This window comes from Pseudomonas viciae, from assembly GCF_004786035.1.
In the GTDB taxonomy this organism is placed as follows: Bacteria; Pseudomonadota; Gammaproteobacteria; order Pseudomonadales; family Pseudomonadaceae; genus Aquipseudomonas; species Aquipseudomonas viciae.
On record NZ_CP035088.1, the window covers coordinates 1454967 to 1473787 of the forward strand.

Here is an 18821-nt window from a genome sequence, read left to right on the forward strand (position 1 = left end):
AAGCTTTGCTCCCACAGGCCTGTGGGGATAAATCCCCTCGCCACAAAAACTGTCGCATCAATTGAGCGTTCAATGATTTCCAGGATCGCGGCCCATGCATGAGCATCCGCTACAACGTTTTTTCAGATCCTTGCGCGAGCGCCCGGTGTTTGCGTGGGAGCGCTATCGGCAGCGTGATGTGCTGGTGATCGATCATCCACTGTGCCAGGCGGTGTTCAGTCGCCAGGGGGCTCAGTTGTTGCACTTTCAGCCGCGCGGCCAGAAACCCTGGTTGTGGTGCGCGGCCAAGTGGCCACAAGTCGGCGCGATACGCGGCGGGGTGCCGGTGTGCTGGCCGTGGTATGGCCGTCATCCGAGCGAAAATGCCTGGCCGTCCCATGGTTGGGCGCGGCTGATCGATTGGAAATTGCTCGACAGCCGCAGTGATGACGACGGTGTGCATTTGCACTGGCAACTGCAGCTGTGCGACTGGCAAGTGGACTTGCATGCAGATCTGGGTGAACGCATGGAACTGCGTTTGAGCACCGAGCACCAGGACAGTCTGCCATGCCAGTTGAGCCAGGCTTTACACGCTTATTGGCGTATCGGTGATGTTGGCGAGGTAGCGCTGTCTGGGCTCGAAGGCGCGCAGGGTTACGACCAGTTGAGCCGCGCTGTTTGCCAGCAGGAAGGCGAGTTGCGGGTCGAGGGCGGTTGCCAGCGGGTGTTCCAGCACGAGGGTGAATTGCAGCTCAAGGACCACGCCTGGCAGCGCGAGTTGTGCATCGACACCGGCGACAGTGCTGACACCGTGGTGTGGCATCCCGGCGCCCGGCCATTGCTGGGGGTGAGTTGGGATGAGGTGTCGGAGTTCGTCTGCGTCGAAGCGGCCAGCGGTGGCACTGACAGCCTGTGCCTGGCGCCGGGGGAGCGGGCGCATCTGAGTTTGCAGGCGTGGGTGGGGGCTTAGCTCAGGATCTCTGGTATGGCGGCTGGCCCCTTCGCGAGCAAGCCCGCTCCCACATGGGGTTCGGGTTGTTCACAGAACTTGTGATCAACATAGACCTTGTGGGAGCGGGCTTGCTCGCGAAGACGGACTATCAGGCACTGAAGGTTCTGGATCGAGTCAGTTGAACTCATCCCCTACCGGATACCGACTGGCATTCAAGCTTTCCTTGATCTTGCGCAGATGCGGTTGGAAGTCCACGCCCCGGCGCAGGGTCATGCCGGTGGCGAGCACATCCAGCACCGTGAGCTGGATGATTCGCGAGGTCATCGGCATATAGATGTCGGTGTCTTCGGGCAGCGGAATGTTCAGGCTCAGGGTGCTGGCCTTGGCGAGCGGCGAGCCTTCGGCGGTCAAGCCCAGCACCGAAGCGCCGTTTTCCCGGGCGATGCGCGCCACTTCCACCAGCTCGCGGGTACGCCCGGTATAGGAAATGATCACGAACAGCTCGCCGGTATGGGCCACCGACGCGATCATGCGTTGCATCAGCACGTCGGCGTGGGCGGTCACCGCCAGGTTGAAGCGGAAAAACTTGTGCTGGGCATCCAGCGCCACCGGGGCCGAGGCGCCAAGGCCAAAGAAGTGGATCTGTCGGGCCTGGATCAGCAAATCGACGGCTCGACTGATCAAATTGGGATCAAGGGCCTGGCAGGCACTGTCCAATGACGCAATGGCGCTGCCAAAGATTTTCCGGGTGTAAGCTTCTGGATTGTCATCGGCCTCTACCGCACGGCTGACATAAGCGGCGCCGCTGGCCAGGCTCTGGGCCAGTTGCAGCTTGAGTTCCGGGTAGCCGCTGACGCCGAACGAACGGCAGAAGCGGTTGACGGTAGGCTCGCTGACCGACGCAGCCTGGGCGAGGGCGGCGATGCTGAAGCGGGTGGCCTGCTGTGGGTTGAGCAGGATCACCTCGGCCACCTTGCGTTCGGCCTTGTTCAGGTCTTCAAGGCGACTCTGGATCTGCTCCAGTAAATTTCGCACGCGGTCCATACAAGATTCCTAGAAAGACGGGTCTTTGATACGACCCTTTGCGGTGGCCTATCCTACTGATGGCTCTGACGGACCACCACTCGGAATCGGAATTTTCGAAAAATGTTGTGGTTATTACTACATTTTTCCTTGAGTGATACCTTGAAAAAAGGTATTTGTAGCTTAACTTGATAAAAGAACAAACATCATGCATTCCATTACGGTTGAACCGTGCACCTTTGCCTTGTTTGGCGCGTTGGGCGATCTGGCCCTACGCAAGCTGTTTCCTGCCCTTTATCAGCTCGATGGTGCCGGCCTGCTGCACGAGGACACGCGGATCATCGCGCTGGCCCGGGAGCCCGGCAGCGAGCAGCAGCACCTGGCGTTCATCACCACTGAGCTGCGCCGTTACGTCGGCGACAAAGAGCTGGACGAAGCCGTGGTCGAGCGCTTCCTGGCGCGACTGACTTACCTGCATGTGGATTTCCTCAAGGCCGACGATTACGTCGCCCTGGCCGAACTGGCCGGTTCGGCCCAGCAGGTCATTGCCTATTTCGCCACCCCTGCAGCGGTCTACGGCGCGATCTGCGAGAACCTGGCGAAGGTTGGCCTGAGCGAAAACACCCGTGTCGTGCTGGAGAAACCCATCGGCTCGGACCTGGAATCGTCGCGCAAGGTCAACGATGCTGTGGCGCAGTTCTTCCCGGAAAACCGCACTTATCGCATCGACCACTACCTGGGCAAAGAGACGGTACAGAACCTGATCGCACTGCGGTTCGCCAACAGCCTCTTCGAAACCCAGTGGAACCAGAATTACATCTCCCACGTGGAAATCACCGTGGCCGAGAAGGTTGGCATCGAAGGCCGTTGGGGCTATTTCGACAAGGCCGGCCAACTGCGGGACATGATCCAGAACCACTTGCTGCAGTTGCTGTGCCTGATCGCCATGGATCCGCCGGCCGACCTGTCCGCCGACAGCATCCGTGATGAGAAGGTCAAGGTGCTCAAGGCCCTCGCACCGATCAGCCCGGAAGGCCTGACCACCCAGGTGGTGCGCGGCCAGTACATCGCCGGCCACAGCGAAGGCAAGGCGGTGCCGGGCTATCTCGAAGAGCCCAACTCCAACACCCAGAGCGACACTGAAACTTTCGTCGCCCTGCGCGCCGACATCCGCAACTGGCGTTGGGCCGGGGTGCCGTTTTACCTGCGCACCGGCAAGCGTATGCCGCAGAAGCTGTCGCAGATCGTCATTCACTTCAAGGAGCCGTCCCACTACATCTTCGCTCCCGAGCAGCGCCTGCAGATCAGCAACAAACTGATCATCCGCCTGCAACCGGACGAAGGGATTTCCTTGCGGGTGATGACCAAGGAGCAAGGCCTGGACAAGGGCATGCAATTGCGCAGCGGTCCGTTGCAACTCAACTTTTCCGACACCTGGCGCAGCGCACGGATTCCCGATGCCTACGAGCGGTTGTTGTTGGAAGTCATGAACGGCAATCAGAACCTGTTTGTCCGTAAAGATGAAATTGAAGCCGCGTGGACGTGGTGTGACCAGTTGATCGCCGGGTGGAAGAAATCCGGCGATGCGCCCAAGCCGTACGCGGCCGGGTCCTGGGGGCCGATGAGCTCCATTGCACTGATCACGCGGGATGGGAGGTCATGGTATGGCGATATCTGAAGTGAAACTGCCCGAAGGCGTCAGCGCCCTGGCGTTCAAGAGCCCGGTGCTGCTGGCTGAAGGCCTGGCGTTGAAAGTGGCCGAGCAGCTGCGCAATGCGATCGATGCGCGCGGCGCGGCGGTCCTGGTGGTGTCCGGCGGTCGCAGCCCGGTGGCATTCTTCCAGAGTTTGGCCAAACAGGCGCTGGACTGGTCGAAGGTGGTGGTGAGCCTGGCCGACGAGCGTTGGGTGCCGGTCGAGCATGCCGACAGCAATGCCGGCCTGCTCAAGCGTTACCTGCTGCAAGGTGCGGCGGCCAAGGCCCAGTTCCTCAGCCTTTACAATGCCAGCGCCAACCTGGAAGCGGCGGCCGAGCAGGCTGATCGTCTGCTGGGCGAGCTGCCGCCGATCGACGTGCTGATCCTGGGCATGGGCGATGACGGGCACACCGCCTCGCTGTTCCCCGACAGCCCGAACCTGGCCCAAGCCCTGGATGCCAAGGGCGCTCGTCGTTGCTGGCCAATGCTGGCGCCGACCGTACCGCACCAGCGCTTGACCATGAGCCGCGCCTTGCTGGCCTCGGCGCAACACAAAGTGCTGTCGATTTCCGGTCAGTCGAAATTGACCACCCTGAACGCCGCAGTGGCCGGTGACGACGTCGCCGAGATGCCGATCCGCGCGTTCCTGCAACCTACGTTAGAGATTTACTGGTGCCCATGAACCAAGGATCAGCCGCTATGACAAACCCATCCCCGACCGTTTCCATGGCGGACAAAGTTACCCTGATCGACAGCCTCTGTGCCAAGGCGCGGATCCTGCCGGTGATCACCATTGCCCGCGAACAGGACATCCTGCCGCTGGCCGATGCCCTGGCCGCCGGTGGCCTGACGGCGCTGGAAGTAACCTTGCGTTCCCAGTACGGCCTCAAGGCCATCCAGGTGCTGCGCGAGCAGCGTCCGGAACTGGTGACTGGCGCGGGCACCGTGCTCGACCGCCACATGCTGGCCGCCGCCGAGGCCGCCGGTTCGCAGTTCATCGTCACCCCGGGCATCACCCGTGATCTGCTCGAGGCCAGCGTCCATAGCTCGATCCCATTGTTGCCAGGTATCAGCAACGCCTCGGGCATCATGGAAGGCTACGGTCTGGGTTATCGCCGCTTCAAATTGTTCCCGGCGGAAGTCAGCGGCGGCGTCGCGGCCATCAAGGCCTTGGGTGGTCCGTTCGGCGAAGTGAAATTCTGCCCGACCGGCGGCGTGAGCCCGGCCAACATCAAGAGCTACATGGCGTTGAAAAACGTGATGTGCGTGGGCGGCAGCTGGATGCTTGATCCGGAGTGGGTCAAGAACGGTGATTGGGCCCGCATCCAGGAATGCACCGCCGAGGCGCTGGCGCTGCTGGACTGATTGATTTACCGAACCTCGTTGGGTGTTCTACGGCTTTACGGTGCGCTTGGTCGGCGCGCCGTTTTTTTTTGCCCCGGGTTTTTAGCCCTTGTGGCGAGGGAGCTTACCTCCGCTGGGCCTTGTAGGAGCTGTCGAGCGAAGCGAGGCTGCGATCGTTCCCCGGATATTTGAATCCTCAGTGAAAGATCAAAAGATCGCAGGCTCCGCCAGCGCCTACAGAGTCCAGCGCACCTCGTTATGTATGGCTCAGCTCAATCAGCGCTCGGATCAACCGCTTAATATCACTCGCCAACGTAATCAACCCTGGTGTAATTCGAATGCAGGGCCCAACACTCGTGTGGCGCACCACAGTGAAAATATCATAGTCATCGAGCAATCGATCGGCCATCGCCTGCTGGTCCGTATGGGCGGTGAAGCGCATCGAGGTGATGCCGCAATACAGGCTCGGATCGTCCGGGGTCATGACTTCGATACCCGGCACATCACGCACGGCGCTGACCCACATATCCCGCAGATAATTGAGCCGCGCACCCTTGGCCGAAGCGCCGCCCAGGGCCTGGTGTTCCTCGAACACCAGCGGCAGGGTCAGCAAGGCCGGGATGTTGGGTGTGCTGTGGGGCGTGCGCGAGCGGATATCGGTGGCGGGATAATGCCCTTCGTCCATGTCCGGGTCGATGTCGGCCAGCCGCTGCGGATCTATGTACAGGAACCCCAGGGCCAGAGGCCCGCCGATCCATTTCTGCAGGTTGAAGCCAGCGAAGTGGATGCCGAGTTTCTTCAGGTCGAAGTCGATCTGGCCCAGGGCGTGGGCGCCGTCGAGAATGATATCGACGTCAAACTCACCAGCGGTCTCGGCAATGGCCTGGACCGGCATCACCAGCCCGGTGAGGTGGTTGACGTAGGTCAGCGCCATCAGCTTCACGCGAGGGTGGCGAATGAACGCGTTGCGGTAGGTGCCCACCAGGCTTTCAAGGCTGGCGGGGTGCGAGTGGACCAGTTCGATCACCTCTGCACCACGCTGTCGGGCCAGCCAGCGTATCGCGCTTTTGACCGACGCGTATTCCAGGTCACAGATCAGCACCTGATCGCCCGGTTTGAGCTTGTTGTAGTTGCGAATCAACGATTGCAGGGCGTCCACCGCGCTGGTGGCCATCGCCACGGCTTCGGGAGGTACCTGGATCAACTGCGCCACCTGGCGGCGAATTGCGTCGCCGTGCTCCAGGTCGAAATGCTGGCGTACGTACACCGAATTGCTGCGATTGATGAAAGCGATATTGCGCTGGTATTCCTCGACCACGGTTCGCGACATGCGCCCGAAGTAGCCGTTTTCCAGATTGAGCGGACCCTCGCTATCGATCTCATAGCGACCGATGTAGGTCTGCCAGAAAGCTTCATCATGGGCGCGCAGGGTATTTTCGGGCATGGGTGGAAGGCTCGATCAGTTAGTGGCGAGGCTTGGGTTTGCCGTGTTTGGCGCGCAATGGGTCGAGCAGATCCGACAGACCGTTGTGGTCGATTTCCTGCATCAACGCCAGCAAACCACCCAGTTCTCCGTGGGGAAAGCCTTCGCGGGCGAACCAGTTCAGGTACTGGCCGGGCAGGTCGGCGAGGATTCGACCTTTGTATTTACCAAAGGGCATCTGGCGCGTGACCAGCAGTTCGAGCTTTTCCGGGTTCATGGCAATCGTCTTGATTCAAACAGCTTGGAAAATACAGGCATTCTGCATGCAGGCCAAATGACAGATCATGCAAATAACGCGGATACAGTTTTTTGCTGTTTATATAACTATTTGATTATTAACGATTTTATTTTTGGTTCGGGGCTGGCACGGCCGATGCAATATTCCTTGTAGATGTTTTATTCACCCAGCAAAGGAATTGAAAAATGACCGACATCAATAAAGAATCCATCTCCGTCCTGAACGACCTGATCGAGACCAGCAAAGATGGCCAGGAAGGTTTCAAGACTTGCGCTGAAGACGTCAAGCACCCTGAGCTCAAGACTCTGTTCGTCCAGCGCGCCGCCGATTGCGCCGCTGCCGCGGCTGAACTGCAAGCGGCCGTTCGCGCGTTGGGCGGTGATCCGGAAACCTCTACCAGCGTAGCCGGTGACATGCACCGCCGTTGGGTGGACGTGAAAGCCATGTTCACCGGCAAGGGCGAAGAAGCGGTGCTCAACGAAGCCGAGCGCGGTGAAGACCATGCCAAAAAGGCTTACGAGCAAGCCCTCGAGAAGATCAACAAGCACAACCTGGTGGGCATTCGTGACCTGGTTGAACGCCAGTACCATGGCGTGCAACGCAACCATGACCAGGTCAAGGCACTGCGTAACCAGGCGCGCAAGGCCGGCTAAATAACGCGTCCTGATCCAAAAAAAACGCCAGCTTGCCTGGCGTTTTTTTGTGGCGATGATTTGCCCGGGGCGAGGAGCTTGCTCCCTCGCCACAAAGGCTCAAGCTCATTTACCGCTAAACAGCTCTGGACTCAGTTAGGTAGCTAGCTAATAATTGCATCCGTCCATCCCCTTTCATTGCATCTATCGTTACTGCGTCTCCCATAAGAGTTTCTCGCGTGCCCATTACCTTCCAGGCCTTGTTCGCCCCCGACCGCCTTGCCGTGCAGTTCGCCATCAAAACCGTCCTCGGTGGCGGGCTGGCGCTGTGGTTGGCGTTGCGCTGGGGGCTGGAGCAGCCGTCATGGGCGCTGATGACGGCGTTCATCGTGGCCCAGCCGCTGTCCGGGATGGTGGTGCAGAAGGGGTTGGCCCGGCTGGTCGGTACGTTGGTGGGCACGGTCATGTCGGTGCTGTTCATGGGCCTGTTCGCCCAGGCGCCCTGGTTGTTCCTGCTGACATTGGCGCTGTGGCTGGGCCTGTGCACGGCCTGTTCCACGCTGTTGCGCAGCGCCTGGTCCTACTCCTTCGTGCTGGCTGGGTACACGGTGGCGATCATCGCGTTGCCGGCCATTTCACATCCGCTGGGGGTGTTCGATCAGGCCGTGGCGCGCTGCACTGAGATCAGCCTGGGGATTGTCTGTGCCACGGCCGCCAGCGCCTTGCTCTGGCCATTGCGGGTCGAACGGCAATTGTCCGGTCAGGCCCGTGCCGCCTGGCAGAGCGGTATGCAGGCCGCCCGTGCCACCCTGGCCGGCGATGCCCAGGCCCGTAAAGGGTTGCTGGAAATCCTTGGCAAGATCGTCGCGGTGGATGCCCAGCGCGAACATGCCTGGTTCGAAGGCAGCCTTGGCCGGCAGCGGGCCCGGGCCATCAGCGGCTTGAGCCAGAAATTGCTGATGCTGCTGCGCCTTTCCCGCTCGGTGCGTCGGCAGTGGATACAGCTCGACCCCGAAGAGGCCGAGGCGCTCCAGCCGTGGATGAGCGAGGTGCAACAAGCCCTCGACGCCGACAGTGCGACCTTGCAAGCCCTGCGCCCGCGGGTATGGGATGCGTCTCACGACCCCCGCATCAGCTCGGCGCAAAGTTATTGCCTGGCCCGTTTCGCCTTGTTGCTCGATACCGCCCTGGCCGCCTGCACCGCGCTGACCGCCGTGGAAGAGGGCAGAGAGGCGGCGGACCCTCCCCGAACCCTGGCGCCTCATCGTGATCTGGCCCTGGCCATGGTCTTCGGTGCCCGGAGCGCCTTGGCATTCCTGGCGGTTGCCTGTTTCTGGCTGGCGACCGCCTGGCCCGCCGCCTCGGGTGCGCTGATGCTCACCTGCGTGGTGTGCAGCCTGTTCGCCAGTCGTGAAAACGGCGCGCAGATTGGCATGAGCTTCCTGCGGGGCATCTTCTTGGCGGTGCCAACGGCGTTTGTGATCGGTCAGATCGTGCTGCCGCAGTGGAGCAGTTTCGCGATGCTCTGCATGGCCATGGGCGTGCCGTTGTTTTTCGGGGCACTGGGCATGGCCAAGCCGCAGATCTTCGCCACGGCCACGTCGTTCTGCCTGCATTTTGTGGTGCTGATATCGCCGCTCAATGCGATGAAGTATGACGTTGCGGCGTTCTTCAACAACGCCCAGGCGATGATGATCGGCGTAGGCGCTGCGGTGCTGGCGTTCAATCTGCTGATCTTGCGCAACCCGGCCTGGCACAGCCAGCGCTTGCTGGCGGCGACTCTCGACGACCTGGTGCGCCTGACCCACCGCAGCCTGCGTGGCGCCGAGAGTTGGTTCGGCGGGCGGATGGCCGACCGGCTGTTGCAACTGGCGCGGCATTACCCCGAGCTGCCGGTGCGGGTGCGCAGCCGTTGGGATGATGGTCTGCTTGGCCTGGACATGGGGGATGAGCTGCTGCACTTGCGCCTGAGCCTGGCCGTCGCCCAAGTGCCCGATAACCTGGCCCAGCGCGGTTATTTCGATGCGTTGGAGCAGGTGCTCGAGCGTGGTCCGGCCGGTGACCAGGCCGAGGCCCTGGCGCCAGCGAGTGCCGAGTTCCTCAAGGTGTTGTCGACACAGCCGCCCGGTGATGCGTTGAAGCTGGCCCAGGGCGCGGTGGTGCAATTGCAGAACAGCTGGCGCGCCTGGTGCCGCCAGCACGAACCGGAACGACAGGAGCACAGCCATGGGCTTGCGTGAGTGGTCGATTGGCGGGGTGTTGCTCAGCCCGTTCCTGATTTATGTGGTGCTGGCCTTGTTGGTGACCGGTGCGCTGCGCCTGTTGCTCAGCCTGGTGCCGGCCGGGCGCTGGATCTGGCATGAAAGCTTGTTCGACTGTGCCCTGTATGTCTGTGTCCTGACTGTTATTACCGTGGTCCTCGGGCCGCTATAGGAGTTGAACATGCGTACCTCCGTACGTGTCGCTATCACGCTGGGCGTGGTAGCTGTGGCGATTTTCGCCGGGTTTCATTTGTGGCAGTACTACATGCTCACGCCCTGGACCCGCGATGCGCGGATCCGCGCCGACGTGGTGGTGATCGCCCCCGACGTGTCGGGTTGGGTGCGTGAACTCAAGGCGGTGGATAACCAACAGGTCAAGGCCGGTGATGTATTGCTGAGCATCGACCGTGAGCGTTTCGAGGCCGCGGTGGAGAAAGCCCGGGCCGTGGTCCAGACCCGTCAGCAGCAATTGAGCTTGCGCGAACACGAAGCCAGTCGCCGCGCCGCCCTGGGGCCCCAGGCCATCAGTGCCGAGCTGCGGGAAAACGCCCAGATCAACGCCGGCATCGCCCGGGGCGAACTGCGCGAAGCCCAGGCCGAGGCCAAGGTCGCCGAACTCAACCTGGCCCGCAGCCAGGTCCTTGCCCCGCGCAGCGGCCACATCACCAACCTGCGCCTGGCCGAAGGCAACTACGTGAACGCCGGGCAGCCGGTCATGGCGCTGATCGACGATTCGACGTTTTATGTGCAGGCCTACTTCGAAGAAACCAAGCTACCGAGGATTCGTGTGGGCGACCCGGTCAAGGTCTGGCTGATGAGTGCCGGCCATGCGCTGGAGGGCCATGTCGAGAGCATCAGCCGTGGTATCACCGACCGCAACACCAACCCAGATGCGCAATTGCTGGCCGAGGTCGAGCCGACCTTTAACTGGGTGCGCCTGGCCCAGCGGATTCCGGTGCGAATCAAGCTCGACAAGGTGCCGGAGGGGGTGAACTTGAGTGCGGGGATGACGGCGAGTGTGCAGGTGCGCGAAGGCCAGCAATAGTCCGTCGCGCACCAGTCATTGTGGTGAAGGCCTGCTCTGTGGGAGCAAGCCTTGCTCCCGCACAGTGGCTCGCCACAGGTCACTCATTTTAGACGGTGGTAATCAACCGACAGTAATCGCCGGCAATGTCGGCAAGGTCACGGTCTGTTGCTTGCGCGGTGCGAGAATTTCGGCTTCGCCATCCACCACCAACTCATCGCGCTGGTTGAACACGCGCGTGGCGATGCGCACGCGAAACTTCGGCAGTTTCTCCAGGATTTCCAGGCGCACGGTCAGGGTGTCGCCAATTTTCACCGGTTTTTGGAAACTCATCTGCTGGCCGATATAAATGGTGCCCGGCCCAGGCAACTCGCAGGCCACCGCCGCGCTGATCAGTGCACCGCTGAACATGCCATGGGCGATACGCTCCTTGAACATGCTCGCCGCCGCGAATTCGGCGTCCAGGTGCACCGGGTTGTGGTCGCCCGACATCGCGGCGAACAGCTGGATGTCGCGCTCTTCGACGGTCTTGCTGTAGCTGGCGGTCTGGCCGACTTCGAGGGCTTCGTAAGGGGTGTTGGTAACCTGGGTCATCTGTCTCAAATCCTGTGAGGGTAAAGGAAAACGCTGGAAATCTACTCGCTGCGTGGCGGTCGCTTATGGTTCAGGGCCTGGGCAATCCAGGCGAGCACGTCGGCCGTCACTTCGTCGCGGTTGGTCTCATTGAACAGTTCGTGCCGGGCCTGCGGGTAAATCTTCAATTGCAGGTACCGGCTGCCGGCCTCGCGCAGGGCGTCGGCCAGATCCTTCAGACGCTTGCCTTCGCTCACCGGATCACATTCGCCGCCAATCACCAGCAGCGGCAGGCCCGGATCGATCTGGGCGAGATTGGACGCTTTGCTGATTTGCTGCAAGCCGCCGAGCAGATCGACCCACAGCTGATTGGTGCAGCGAAAGCCGCACAGTGGGTCGTGGATGTATTTATCGACCTCGGCCGGGTCGCGGCTGAGCCAGTCGAAGGGGGTACGGGTTGGCTTGAATTTCTTGTTGAAACTGCCAAATGACAGCCACTCGATCAACGCGCTGCGCCCCGTGGCACCCTGGCGCCGTCGTTCGAAGCGGGCGATCAGGCGAGCGCTGCGATAGAGCGCCACGGGCTGGAAATTGGAACCACTGAGAATCGCCCCGTGCAGGCTGGCACTGTGGTGCAGCAGGTAACCCTGGGCGATGTAGCTGCCCATGCTGTGGCCCAGCAGGACAACAGGTGTATCGGGGTGTTGCTGGCCGATGTGATGGTTGAGGCTGGCCAGGTCACCCACCACCTTGGCCCAGCCGTCCTCGTCTGCAAAGTGACCGAGAATCGCCTCTTCGCCGGTTTTGCCATGGCCGCGCAAGTCTGGGGCGTAGACACCGTAGCCTTTGTCGCACAGGGCCTGGGCCAAACGCGCGTAGCGGCCGCTGTGTTCGGCCATGCCATGGGCCAGCATGATCACCGCTTCAGGCGCGTTTTCGGGCAGCCACTGGTTGACGAACAGGCGGCTGTGGTCGGTCGCGGTCAGCATGAACGTTTGGTGGATCATGGCGATTCCTTTACCAGGGAGCATCACTGAGGCGTGCACAATGTTGCTGCATTGTATAGCGCATCTGTTGCGTCTCGCCTGATCAGGCTACGCCGGGGCAGGAAGATTCACACAATCTATGACGCAGGTCGCCATATTTGCCTGATTGGCCATAGCTGCTAGTGTCCCAAGAGTTCCGCCTCTGCACGCGACAGAGAGGCGGCCCGGATACGCTCAGGTAAAGAGGACAAAAACAATGCAGCCTGATTTCTGGAATGACAAACGCCCGGCCGGCGTGCCCTCGGAAATAGACTTGGGGGTTTATAAGTCGGTGATCGAGGTGTTCGAGCGTTCCTGCAAGAAATTTGCCGATCGTCCGGCGTTCAGCAACATGGGGGTGACTCTCACGTATGCCCAGATCGAGCGCTACAGCGCGGCCTTCGCCGGTTACCTGCAAGCCCACACCGACCTGGTCCCTGGCGATCGCATCGCGGTGCAGATGCCCAATGTCCTGCAATATCCGATTGCCGTATTCGGTGCCTTGCGTGCCGGGCTGATCGTGGTCAACACCAACCCGTTGTACACCCCGCGGGAAATGCGCCACCAGTTCAAGGATTCCGGCGCCCGGGCGCTGGTGTACATGAACCTGTTCGGACAGAAAGTCCAGGAAGTGCTGCCCGACACCGACCTGCAATACCTGATCGAAGCCAAAATGGGCGACCTGATGCCCACCGCCAAGGGTTGGCTGGTGAACACGGTGATCAGTAAGGTCAAGAAGATGGTCCCGGACTATTCACTGCCCCAGGCTGTCTCCTTCAAGAGCGCCTTGCGTCTGGGGCGGGGCCATGGCATCAAGCCGCTGCAGGTCAGCCTCGATGACATTGCGGTGCTGCAATACACCGGCGGCACCACCGGGTTGGCGAAGGGCGCGATGCTCACCCATGGCAACCTGGTGGCCAACATGCAACAGACCCGGGCATGCCTGGGCCAGCTCGGCGACGGCGGCCAGCCCTTGCTGCGCGAAGGTCAGGAGGTAATGATTGCGCCGCTGCCGCTGTACCACATCTATGCCTTCACGGCGAACTGCATGTGCATGATGGTCACCGGCAACCACAACGTGCTGATTACCAACCCGCGAGACATCGCTGGTTTCATCAAGGAGCTGAAGAACTGGCGTTTCTCGTTGCTGCTGGGGCTCAACACGCTGTTCGTGGCGTTGATGGACCATCCGGATTTCAAGACCCTGGATTTCTCGCACCTCAAGGTCACCAACTCCGGCGGTACCGCGCTGATCAAGGCCACGGCCGAGCGCTGGGAGCAAATCACCGGTTGTGGCATCACCGAAGGTTATGGCCTGACCGAAACCTCTCCGGTGGCCTGCGCCAACCCTTACGGCGGCAAGTCCCGGCTGGGCACGGTGGGGTTACCAGTGCCGGGCACGCTCATGAAAGTGATCAGCGATGACGGCGTCGAGCAACCCTTTGGCGAGCGCGGCGAGCTTTGCATCAAGGGCCCGCAGATCATGAAAGGCTACTGGAACAAGCCTGAAGCCACGGCCGAAGTCCTGGACAGCGAGGGCTGGTTCAAGTCCGGGGATATCGCGGTGATCGACCCGGACGGTTTTGTGCGCATCGTCGACCGCAAGAAAGACATGATCATCGTCTCGGGTTTCAACGTGTACCCCAACGAGATCGAAGACGTGGTGATGGCCCACCCGAAAGTCGCCAACTGCGCAGTGATCGGCGTGCCGGACGACCGTTCGGGAGAGGCGGTGAAACTGTTCGTGGTGGCGCGCGAGGCGGGCATTAGCCTTGAGGAGCTCAAGGCCTACTGCAAGGAGAATTTCACCGGCTACAAGATACCCAAGCACATCGTGTTGCGAGAATCGCTGCCGATGACCCCGGTGGGCAAGATCCTGCGGCGGGAGTTGCGCGATATCGCCTGATGGCCCACCGAAAACCTGATGTGGGAGCGGGCTTGCTCGCGAAGGCGGCCGATCAGACAAAATTTTTGTGACTGATAGGACGCCTTCGCGAGCAAGCCCGCTCCCACAGTTTTTTGCGTATTCAGAGGGATTCAGTAAGGAATAGTCTTTTTGCTCTAAAAGTGACCATTAAATATTCTTGAGTCATGTTTGTGACTGTGGGGGCTGTTTTTGGCTCTAGGCGGCCCTTGGCAAAGCTGCTACTCTCGGCGCGCTTTTGTGACTTCTCGGCCTTGATTCAAGCCAGATTCACCAATAAACACACACCAATAATAATCGCATCAAATGCGGTGAGAATTCGCGTTGCTGAGGAGTGGGCTTCCATGATTGAAGACTTTTGGAAGGATAAGTACCCAGCTGGGATTGCTGCCGACATCAATCCAGATGAGTATCCGAATATTCAGGCGGTGTTGAAGCAGTCCTGCCAACGCTTTGCCGACAAGCCGGCATTCAGCAACCTCGGCAAGACAATCACCTACGGTGAACTGTACGAATTGTCCGGTGCCTTTGCCGCGTATCTGCAACAGCATACCGATTTGCAGCCGGGCGATCGAATCGCCGTGCAATTGCCCAACGTTCTCCAGTACCCGGTGGCCGTGTTCGGGGCGATCCGCGCCGGTCTCATCGTGGTCAACACCAACCCGCTGTACACCGCGCGGGAAATGGAACACCAGTTCAACGACTCCGGCGCCAAGGCACTGGTGTGCCTGGCGAACATGGCGCACCTGGCCGAGGCCGTGGTGCCCAAGACGAGCGTCAAGCACGTCATCGTCACCGAAGTCGCCGACCTGCTGCCGCCACTCAAGCGTCTGTTGATCAACAGCGTGATCAAGTACGTCAAGAAGATGGTCCCGGCCTATCACTTGCCCAAGGCCATCAAGTTCAACGATGTGCTGAGCAAGGGCCATGGCCAGCCCGTGAGCGAAGCCAACCCCACCAGCGACGATGTCGCCGTGTTGCAATACACCGGCGGCACCACCGGCGTGGCCAAGGGCGCGATGCTCACCCACCGCAACCTGGTGGCGAACATGCTGCAGTGCAAGGCGCTGATGGGCTCCAACCTCAATGAAGGTTGCGAAGTGCTGATCACGCCGCTGCCGCTGTATCACATCTATGCCTTCACCTTTCATTGCATGGCGATGATGCTGATCGGCAACCACAACATCCTGATCAGCAACCCGCGTGATCTCTCGGCGATGGTCAAGGAACTGTCGAAGTGGAAGTTCAGCGGTTTTGTCGGCCTCAATACGCTGTTCGTGGCCCTGTGCAACAACGAAGCCTTCCGCAAGCTGGATTTCTCGGCACTGAAAGTCACCCTGTCCGGCGGCATGGCCCTGCAACTGGCAGCGGCTGAGCGCTGGAAAGCGGTGACCGGCTGCCCGATCTGCGAAGGTTATGGCATGACCGAGACCAGCCCGGTGGCCACCGTCAACCCGATCCAGCACATCCAGATCGGCACCATCGGCATTCCAGTGCCATCGACGCTGTGCAAGGTGATCAATGACGCGGGCGTCGAACAGCCGTTGGGCGAAATCGGTGAGCTGTGTGTGAAAGGGCCGCAGGTCATGAAGGGCTATTGGCAGCGCCAGGACGCCACCGACGAGATCCTCGACAGCGAAGGCTGGCTCAAGACCGGCGACATCGCGGTGATCCAGCCGGACGGCTACATGCGCATCGTCGATCGCAAGAAAGACATGATCCTGATCTCCGGTTTCAACGTGTACCCCAACGAGCTGGAAGACGTGTTGGCAACCCTGCCAGGGGTGCTGCAATGCGCGGCCATCGGCATACCGGACGAAAAATCCGGCGAGGCGATCAAGATCTTCATCGTTGCCCGGCCGGGTGTCACCTTGACCAAGGAGCAGGTGATGGAGCACATGCGTGCCAACGTCACCGGCTACAAAGTGCCCAAGGCCGTAGAGTTCCGCGACGCATTGCCGACCACCAACGTGGGCAAGATCCTGCGACGCGAGTTGCGTGACGAAGAACTCAGGAAGCTGGGTGTGAAGAAGTAAACCACGTTGCAAACAAAAGCCCCGCGAATGCGGGGCTTTTTATTAGGCGGCATATTTCTGTGGCGAGGTAGCTGTTGTGGCGAGGGAGAAAATTCAGGCCTACAACCGGAACTGCGCAAAATCCAGATTGGTGCCACCGGGCCGCATGTCCTGCAGGTACGAGTCTTTATCAGCACTCAGCTCCAGGCTCAGGGCTGCCTTGCGCTTGCCCTGGTTGCGCACTTCCAGGCCTTCCATTTTCTCGCGCAGGAACACCGTGGGCACTTTCAGGTGCAACAGCTCATCGGTGGCCGGCGTGTGCAGCAACAGATGAATCCATTCGTACTGACCGATGGCCAGGCGTGCTACCGGGATATCGAACCAGAAGATGTTGCGGTTGCGGTTCAATTCGCTGAAGTGGCAGTTATTGACGCCCAGTACGGCGCCGCCCAGTTCCTGGTTTCTGCGGGCGATAGCCTGCTTTTTATCGAGTTTCATAACGTTCCTACGGGATTGGAGCTTCAGGCCTCAGCCTGAATACGTGGGGCATTCTCGGGGGTGGATCGGCAAACATAAAGCGCAACCTGCATCTGACGATGAAATGCGCTGCTGAAAAAATGAAACTCCCCGCAAACGGCCTCGGTCAACCCTTATGTAATGACTTTTCGTACAGTTGTTCACAGGAGAGACATCATGGGTAGCACGAGCGATAAAGTGAAGGGCGTTGCCAACGAAGCCGTCGGTAACATCAAGCAAGGCGTCGGCAAGGCCACCGACAATGACCGCATGCGCGCCGAGGGCGTGGTCCAGGAGAAAAAAGGTGAGGCCCAGCAAACCTTGGGCAAGGCCAAGGATGCAGTCAAGAAAGGCGTTAACGAGGCATAACCGGCCTGTTGAAAAAGCGATTGGAACGGCCATCCGCGGGTGGCCGTTTTCATGTCGGCTCGAACTTGCACCGGGGAAATTGTTCCAAAGTCGCCAAACAGGTTACTTTTGTCTTGGATAGCAACCCGTGAGTCGCCAGACGACCTTCCTTTTTTGCGGCGAAAGGAGACGCACATGATGTTCCCGGCCATGAAAGGCTTGCCCTTGCATCGTGTGATGATGCGCACCGTGACCGAGTTTCTCGATGACGAGATGTCGACCTACGCCTCGGCGTTGGCTTACCAGATGCTGTTTTCGCTGTTCCCCTTCATCCTCTTCCTGATCGCGCTGATTGGCTTCCTGCACCTGCCGGACTTCTTCTCCTGGCTGCGCCTGCAATCGGAACTGGTGCTGCCGCCCCAGGCCCTGGAACAGGTCAACCCGGTGATCGACCAGCTCCAGCAATCCAAGGGAGGGTTATTGTCGGTGGGTATCGTCATTGCGTTGTGGACGGCTTCGGCCGGTGTGCGGTTGATGATGAGCGCGATGAACGCCGCCTACGATGTGGTCGAAGGCCGTCCGGCCTGGAAGCGCTTTCCGCTGTCGGTGTTCTACACCGTCGGCATTGCCGGCATGCTGCTGGCCGCCGCGGCGCTGATGGTGCTCGGGCCGCAGGTGATGGGCTGGATCGCAGCCCAGGTCGGGTTGGAGGAATTCATCGTCACGCTCTGGACGATCGTGCGTTGGCCGGTGATCGTGTTTTTGCTGATGGTGGCCGTGGCGTTGATCTATTACGTGATGCCCGACGTCAAGCAGGAGTTTCGCTTCATCACGCCGGGCTCGGTACTGGCGGTGGTGGTGTGGATCATCGCGTCCCTGGGCTTCGCGTTTTACGTCAAGACCTTCGCCAACTACAACGCCATGTATGGCAGTATCGGCGCGATCATTGTGCTGTTGCTGTACTTCTATATTTCTGCGGCGGTGCTGTTGCTCGGCGCGGAAATGAATGCGGTGATCGAGCACATGTCCGCCGAGGGCAAGAACCCCGGTGAAAAGAGCCCGGGCGAGCACGAGAAGCAACATGTGTCGGGCCTGGGGCGCGACCATTCCATCCCTCACACCCACACTGACGAAGCCCGACCATGATTCGTGAAATCCTGAAAATGGGCGACGAACGCCTGCTGCGCATCGCCGCGCCGGTGCCGCCGGAAATGTTCGACAGCCCGGAGTTGTGGCAACTGATCGACGACATGTTCCAGACCATGGAAAGCGTTGGCGGCGTTGGCCTGGCGGCGCCGCAGATCGGGGTTGACCTGCAATTGGTGATCTTCGGCTTCGAGCACAGCGAACGCTACCCCGACGCCGAGGCCGTGCCCCAGACGATCCTGATCAACCCGTTGATTACACCGCTAGGCCCACTGATGGAGGAGGGCTTCGAAGGCTGTCTGTCGGTGCCGGGCTTGCGAGGGGCGGTGGATCGCTACCAGCATATTCGCTACGAAGGGTTTGACCCGAAGGGCGAGCCGGTGGTGCGGGCGGCCTCAGGCTTCCATGCGCGGGTGGTGCAACATGAATGCGATCACCTGATCGGACGCTTGTACCCTTCGCGGATCACGGATTTCAGCAAGTTCGGGTTTACCGAGGTGATGTTTCCGGATCTGGATCCGGCTGCAGACGATTGATAGCCGGACACAAACCCTGTGGGAGCGGGCTTGCTCGCGAAAGCGGTGGGGCAGCTTGCATTGATGTTGAATGTGCCACCGTCTTCGCGAGCAAGCTCGCTCTCAC

At 60.4% G+C, this 18821-nt stretch carries 19 protein-coding genes; 13 read left to right on the top strand and 6 right to left on the bottom strand.

Features of this window, described 5'->3' with window-relative positions; genetic code table 11:
* Positions 1-94: 94 nt before the first annotated feature.
* On the top strand, positions 95-949 hold the full coding sequence (locus EPZ47_RS06655) for a D-hexose-6-phosphate mutarotase (protein WP_135844062.1): 855 nt from the start codon (positions 95-97) through the stop codon (positions 947-949).
* A gap of 156 nt (positions 950-1105) precedes the next feature.
* Here EPZ47_RS06655 and EPZ47_RS06660 read toward each other — a convergent pair whose 3' ends face one another.
* Positions 1106-1966: a MurR/RpiR family transcriptional regulator gene (locus tag EPZ47_RS06660; protein WP_171061416.1), complete on the bottom strand. Its 861-nt coding sequence runs from the start codon at positions 1964-1966 to the stop codon at positions 1106-1108.
* A 196-nt stretch (positions 1967-2162) separates the two neighbouring features.
* Here EPZ47_RS06660 and zwf point away from each other — a divergent pair, with 196 nt between their 5' ends.
* Genes zwf through EPZ47_RS06675 form a run of 3 tightly spaced genes read left to right on the top strand, consistent with a single transcriptional unit; the run spans position 2163 to position 5015 of the window.
* Positions 2163-3632: a glucose-6-phosphate dehydrogenase gene (zwf, locus tag EPZ47_RS06665; RefSeq protein ID WP_135844063.1), complete on the top strand. Its 1470-nt coding sequence runs from the start codon at positions 2163-2165 to the stop codon at positions 3630-3632.
* Positions 3619-4332, top strand: coding sequence for a 6-phosphogluconolactonase (gene pgl / locus EPZ47_RS06670; protein ID WP_135844064.1), 714 nt, complete (start codon positions 3619-3621; stop codon positions 4330-4332). Before zwf ends, pgl begins: the two co-directional genes overlap by 14 nt.
* Before the next feature lie 17 nt (positions 4333-4349).
* Positions 4350-5015: a bifunctional 4-hydroxy-2-oxoglutarate aldolase/2-dehydro-3-deoxy-phosphogluconate aldolase gene (locus EPZ47_RS06675; RefSeq protein ID WP_135844065.1), complete on the top strand. Its 666-nt coding sequence runs from the start codon at positions 4350-4352 to the stop codon at positions 5013-5015.
* A 235-nt stretch (positions 5016-5250) separates the two neighbouring features.
* On the opposite strand, the gene EPZ47_RS06680 is transcribed toward EPZ47_RS06675, so the two are convergent.
* Positions 5251-6438: an aminotransferase class V-fold PLP-dependent enzyme gene (locus tag EPZ47_RS06680; RefSeq protein WP_135844066.1), complete on the bottom strand. Its 1188-nt coding sequence runs from the start codon at positions 6436-6438 to the stop codon at positions 5251-5253.
* 19 nt (positions 6439-6457) lie between these two features.
* Complete coding sequence (locus tag EPZ47_RS06685; RefSeq protein WP_025212254.1) at positions 6458-6694, bottom strand: DUF3820 family protein; 237 nt, start codon at positions 6692-6694, stop codon at positions 6458-6460.
* Between the two features lie 206 nt (positions 6695-6900).
* Between EPZ47_RS06685 and EPZ47_RS06690 the strand changes: the two genes are divergently transcribed.
* The 4 genes from EPZ47_RS06690 (at position 6901) to EPZ47_RS06705 (ending at position 10653) form a co-directional block, all read left to right on the top strand.
* A complete protein-coding gene (locus EPZ47_RS06690; protein ID WP_135844067.1) occupies positions 6901-7368 on the top strand; it encodes a PA2169 family four-helix-bundle protein in 468 nt (155 codons plus the stop codon).
* A gap of 218 nt (positions 7369-7586) precedes the next feature.
* Complete coding sequence (locus EPZ47_RS06695) at positions 7587-9587, top strand: FUSC family protein (protein ID WP_135844068.1); 2001 nt, start codon at positions 7587-7589, stop codon at positions 9585-9587.
* A complete protein-coding gene (locus tag EPZ47_RS06700) occupies positions 9574-9780 on the top strand; it encodes a DUF1656 domain-containing protein (RefSeq protein ID WP_135844069.1) in 207 nt (68 codons plus the stop codon). The genes EPZ47_RS06695 and EPZ47_RS06700 overlap by 14 nt, the downstream gene beginning before the upstream one ends.
* 9 nt (positions 9781-9789) lie before the next feature.
* Positions 9790-10653 carry an efflux RND transporter periplasmic adaptor subunit gene (locus tag EPZ47_RS06705; protein WP_135844070.1) on the top strand — a complete coding sequence of 288 codons (864 nt, stop codon included), beginning with the start codon at positions 9790-9792 and terminating at the stop codon, positions 10651-10653.
* A gap of 102 nt (positions 10654-10755) precedes the next feature.
* Here EPZ47_RS06705 and EPZ47_RS06710 read toward each other — a convergent pair whose 3' ends face one another.
* A complete protein-coding gene (locus EPZ47_RS06710; protein ID WP_003198569.1) occupies positions 10756-11226 on the bottom strand; it encodes a MaoC family dehydratase in 471 nt (156 codons plus the stop codon).
* A gap of 41 nt (positions 11227-11267) precedes the next feature.
* Positions 11268-12212, bottom strand: a complete 945-nt coding sequence (locus tag EPZ47_RS06715; RefSeq protein ID WP_135844071.1) for an alpha/beta hydrolase — start codon at positions 12210-12212, stop codon at positions 11268-11270.
* Positions 12213-12447: 235 nt separating this feature from the next.
* On the opposite strand from EPZ47_RS06715, the gene fadD2 reads away from it, so the two are divergent.
* Together fadD2 and fadD1 are read left to right on the top strand one after the other, a co-directional pair.
* Positions 12448-14136 carry a long-chain-fatty-acid--CoA ligase FadD2 gene (gene fadD2, locus EPZ47_RS06720; protein ID WP_135844072.1) on the top strand — a complete coding sequence of 563 codons (1689 nt, stop codon included), beginning with the start codon at positions 12448-12450 and terminating at the stop codon, positions 14134-14136.
* Between the two features lie 362 nt (positions 14137-14498).
* The gene (fadD1, locus tag EPZ47_RS06725) at positions 14499-16190 is read left to right on the top strand and encodes a long-chain-fatty-acid--CoA ligase FadD1 (protein WP_135844073.1); all 1692 of its coding nucleotides are present in this window, start codon (positions 14499-14501) and stop codon (positions 16188-16190) included.
* Between the two features lie 99 nt (positions 16191-16289).
* Here fadD1 and EPZ47_RS06730 read toward each other — a convergent pair whose 3' ends face one another.
* Entirely contained in the window at positions 16290-16667 is a 378-nt protein-coding gene (locus EPZ47_RS06730; protein ID WP_030139341.1) for a hypothetical protein, read from the bottom strand.
* A gap of 195 nt (positions 16668-16862) precedes the next feature.
* On the opposite strand from EPZ47_RS06730, the gene EPZ47_RS06735 reads away from it, so the two are divergent.
* From EPZ47_RS06735 to def, 3 genes are all read left to right on the top strand, one after another.
* Positions 16863-17054 carry a CsbD family protein gene (locus EPZ47_RS06735; RefSeq protein ID WP_135844074.1) on the top strand — a complete coding sequence of 64 codons (192 nt, stop codon included), beginning with the start codon at positions 16863-16865 and terminating at the stop codon, positions 17052-17054.
* 174 nt (positions 17055-17228) lie between these two features.
* Positions 17229-18179 carry a YihY/virulence factor BrkB family protein gene (locus tag EPZ47_RS06740; protein WP_135844075.1) on the top strand — a complete coding sequence of 317 codons (951 nt, stop codon included), beginning with the start codon at positions 17229-17231 and terminating at the stop codon, positions 18177-18179.
* The gene (def, locus tag EPZ47_RS06745) at positions 18176-18715 is read left to right on the top strand and encodes a peptide deformylase (RefSeq protein ID WP_135844076.1); all 540 of its coding nucleotides are present in this window, start codon (positions 18176-18178) and stop codon (positions 18713-18715) included. The genes EPZ47_RS06740 and def overlap by 4 nt, the downstream gene beginning before the upstream one ends.
* The last annotated feature ends 106 nt before the right edge of the window (positions 18716-18821 follow it).

What these genes read in the sequence shown, in the direction of transcription:
- EPZ47_RS06705 (WP_135844070.1), top strand. Translation starts at nt 9,790, where the DNA reads ATGCGTACCTCCGTACGTGTCGCTATCACGCTGGGCGTGGTAGCTGTG.
- fadD1 (WP_135844073.1), top strand. Translation starts at nt 14,499, where the DNA reads ATGATTGAAGACTTTTGGAAGGATAAGTACCCAGCTGGGATTGCTGCC.
- pgl (WP_135844064.1), top strand. Translation starts at nt 3,619, where the DNA reads ATGGCGATATCTGAAGTGAAACTGCCCGAAGGCGTCAGCGCCCTGGCG.
- EPZ47_RS06730 (WP_030139341.1), bottom strand. Translation starts at nt 16,667, where the DNA reads ATGAAACTCGATAAAAAGCAGGCTATCGCCCGCAGAAACCAGGAACTG.
- EPZ47_RS06675 (WP_135844065.1), top strand. Translation starts at nt 4,350, where the DNA reads ATGACAAACCCATCCCCGACCGTTTCCATGGCGGACAAAGTTACCCTG.
- EPZ47_RS06710 (WP_003198569.1), bottom strand. Translation starts at nt 11,226, where the DNA reads ATGACCCAGGTTACCAACACCCCTTACGAAGCCCTCGAAGTCGGCCAG.
- EPZ47_RS06715 (WP_135844071.1), bottom strand. Translation starts at nt 12,212, where the DNA reads ATGATCCACCAAACGTTCATGCTGACCGCGACCGACCACAGCCGCCTG.
- EPZ47_RS06685 (WP_025212254.1), bottom strand. Translation starts at nt 6,694, where the DNA reads ATGAACCCGGAAAAGCTCGAACTGCTGGTCACGCGCCAGATGCCCTTT.
- EPZ47_RS06740 (WP_135844075.1), top strand. Translation starts at nt 17,229, where the DNA reads ATGATGTTCCCGGCCATGAAAGGCTTGCCCTTGCATCGTGTGATGATG.
- EPZ47_RS06680 (WP_135844066.1), bottom strand. Translation starts at nt 6,438, where the DNA reads ATGCCCGAAAATACCCTGCGCGCCCATGATGAAGCTTTCTGGCAGACC.
- EPZ47_RS06655 (WP_135844062.1), top strand. Translation starts at nt 95, where the DNA reads ATGCATGAGCATCCGCTACAACGTTTTTTCAGATCCTTGCGCGAGCGC.
- EPZ47_RS06735 (WP_135844074.1), top strand. Translation starts at nt 16,863, where the DNA reads ATGGGTAGCACGAGCGATAAAGTGAAGGGCGTTGCCAACGAAGCCGTC.
- EPZ47_RS06700 (WP_135844069.1), top strand. Translation starts at nt 9,574, where the DNA reads ATGGGCTTGCGTGAGTGGTCGATTGGCGGGGTGTTGCTCAGCCCGTTC.
- zwf (WP_135844063.1), top strand. Translation starts at nt 2,163, where the DNA reads ATGCATTCCATTACGGTTGAACCGTGCACCTTTGCCTTGTTTGGCGCG.
- def (WP_135844076.1), top strand. Translation starts at nt 18,176, where the DNA reads ATGATTCGTGAAATCCTGAAAATGGGCGACGAACGCCTGCTGCGCATC.
- EPZ47_RS06690 (WP_135844067.1), top strand. Translation starts at nt 6,901, where the DNA reads ATGACCGACATCAATAAAGAATCCATCTCCGTCCTGAACGACCTGATC.
- fadD2 (WP_135844072.1), top strand. Translation starts at nt 12,448, where the DNA reads ATGCAGCCTGATTTCTGGAATGACAAACGCCCGGCCGGCGTGCCCTCG.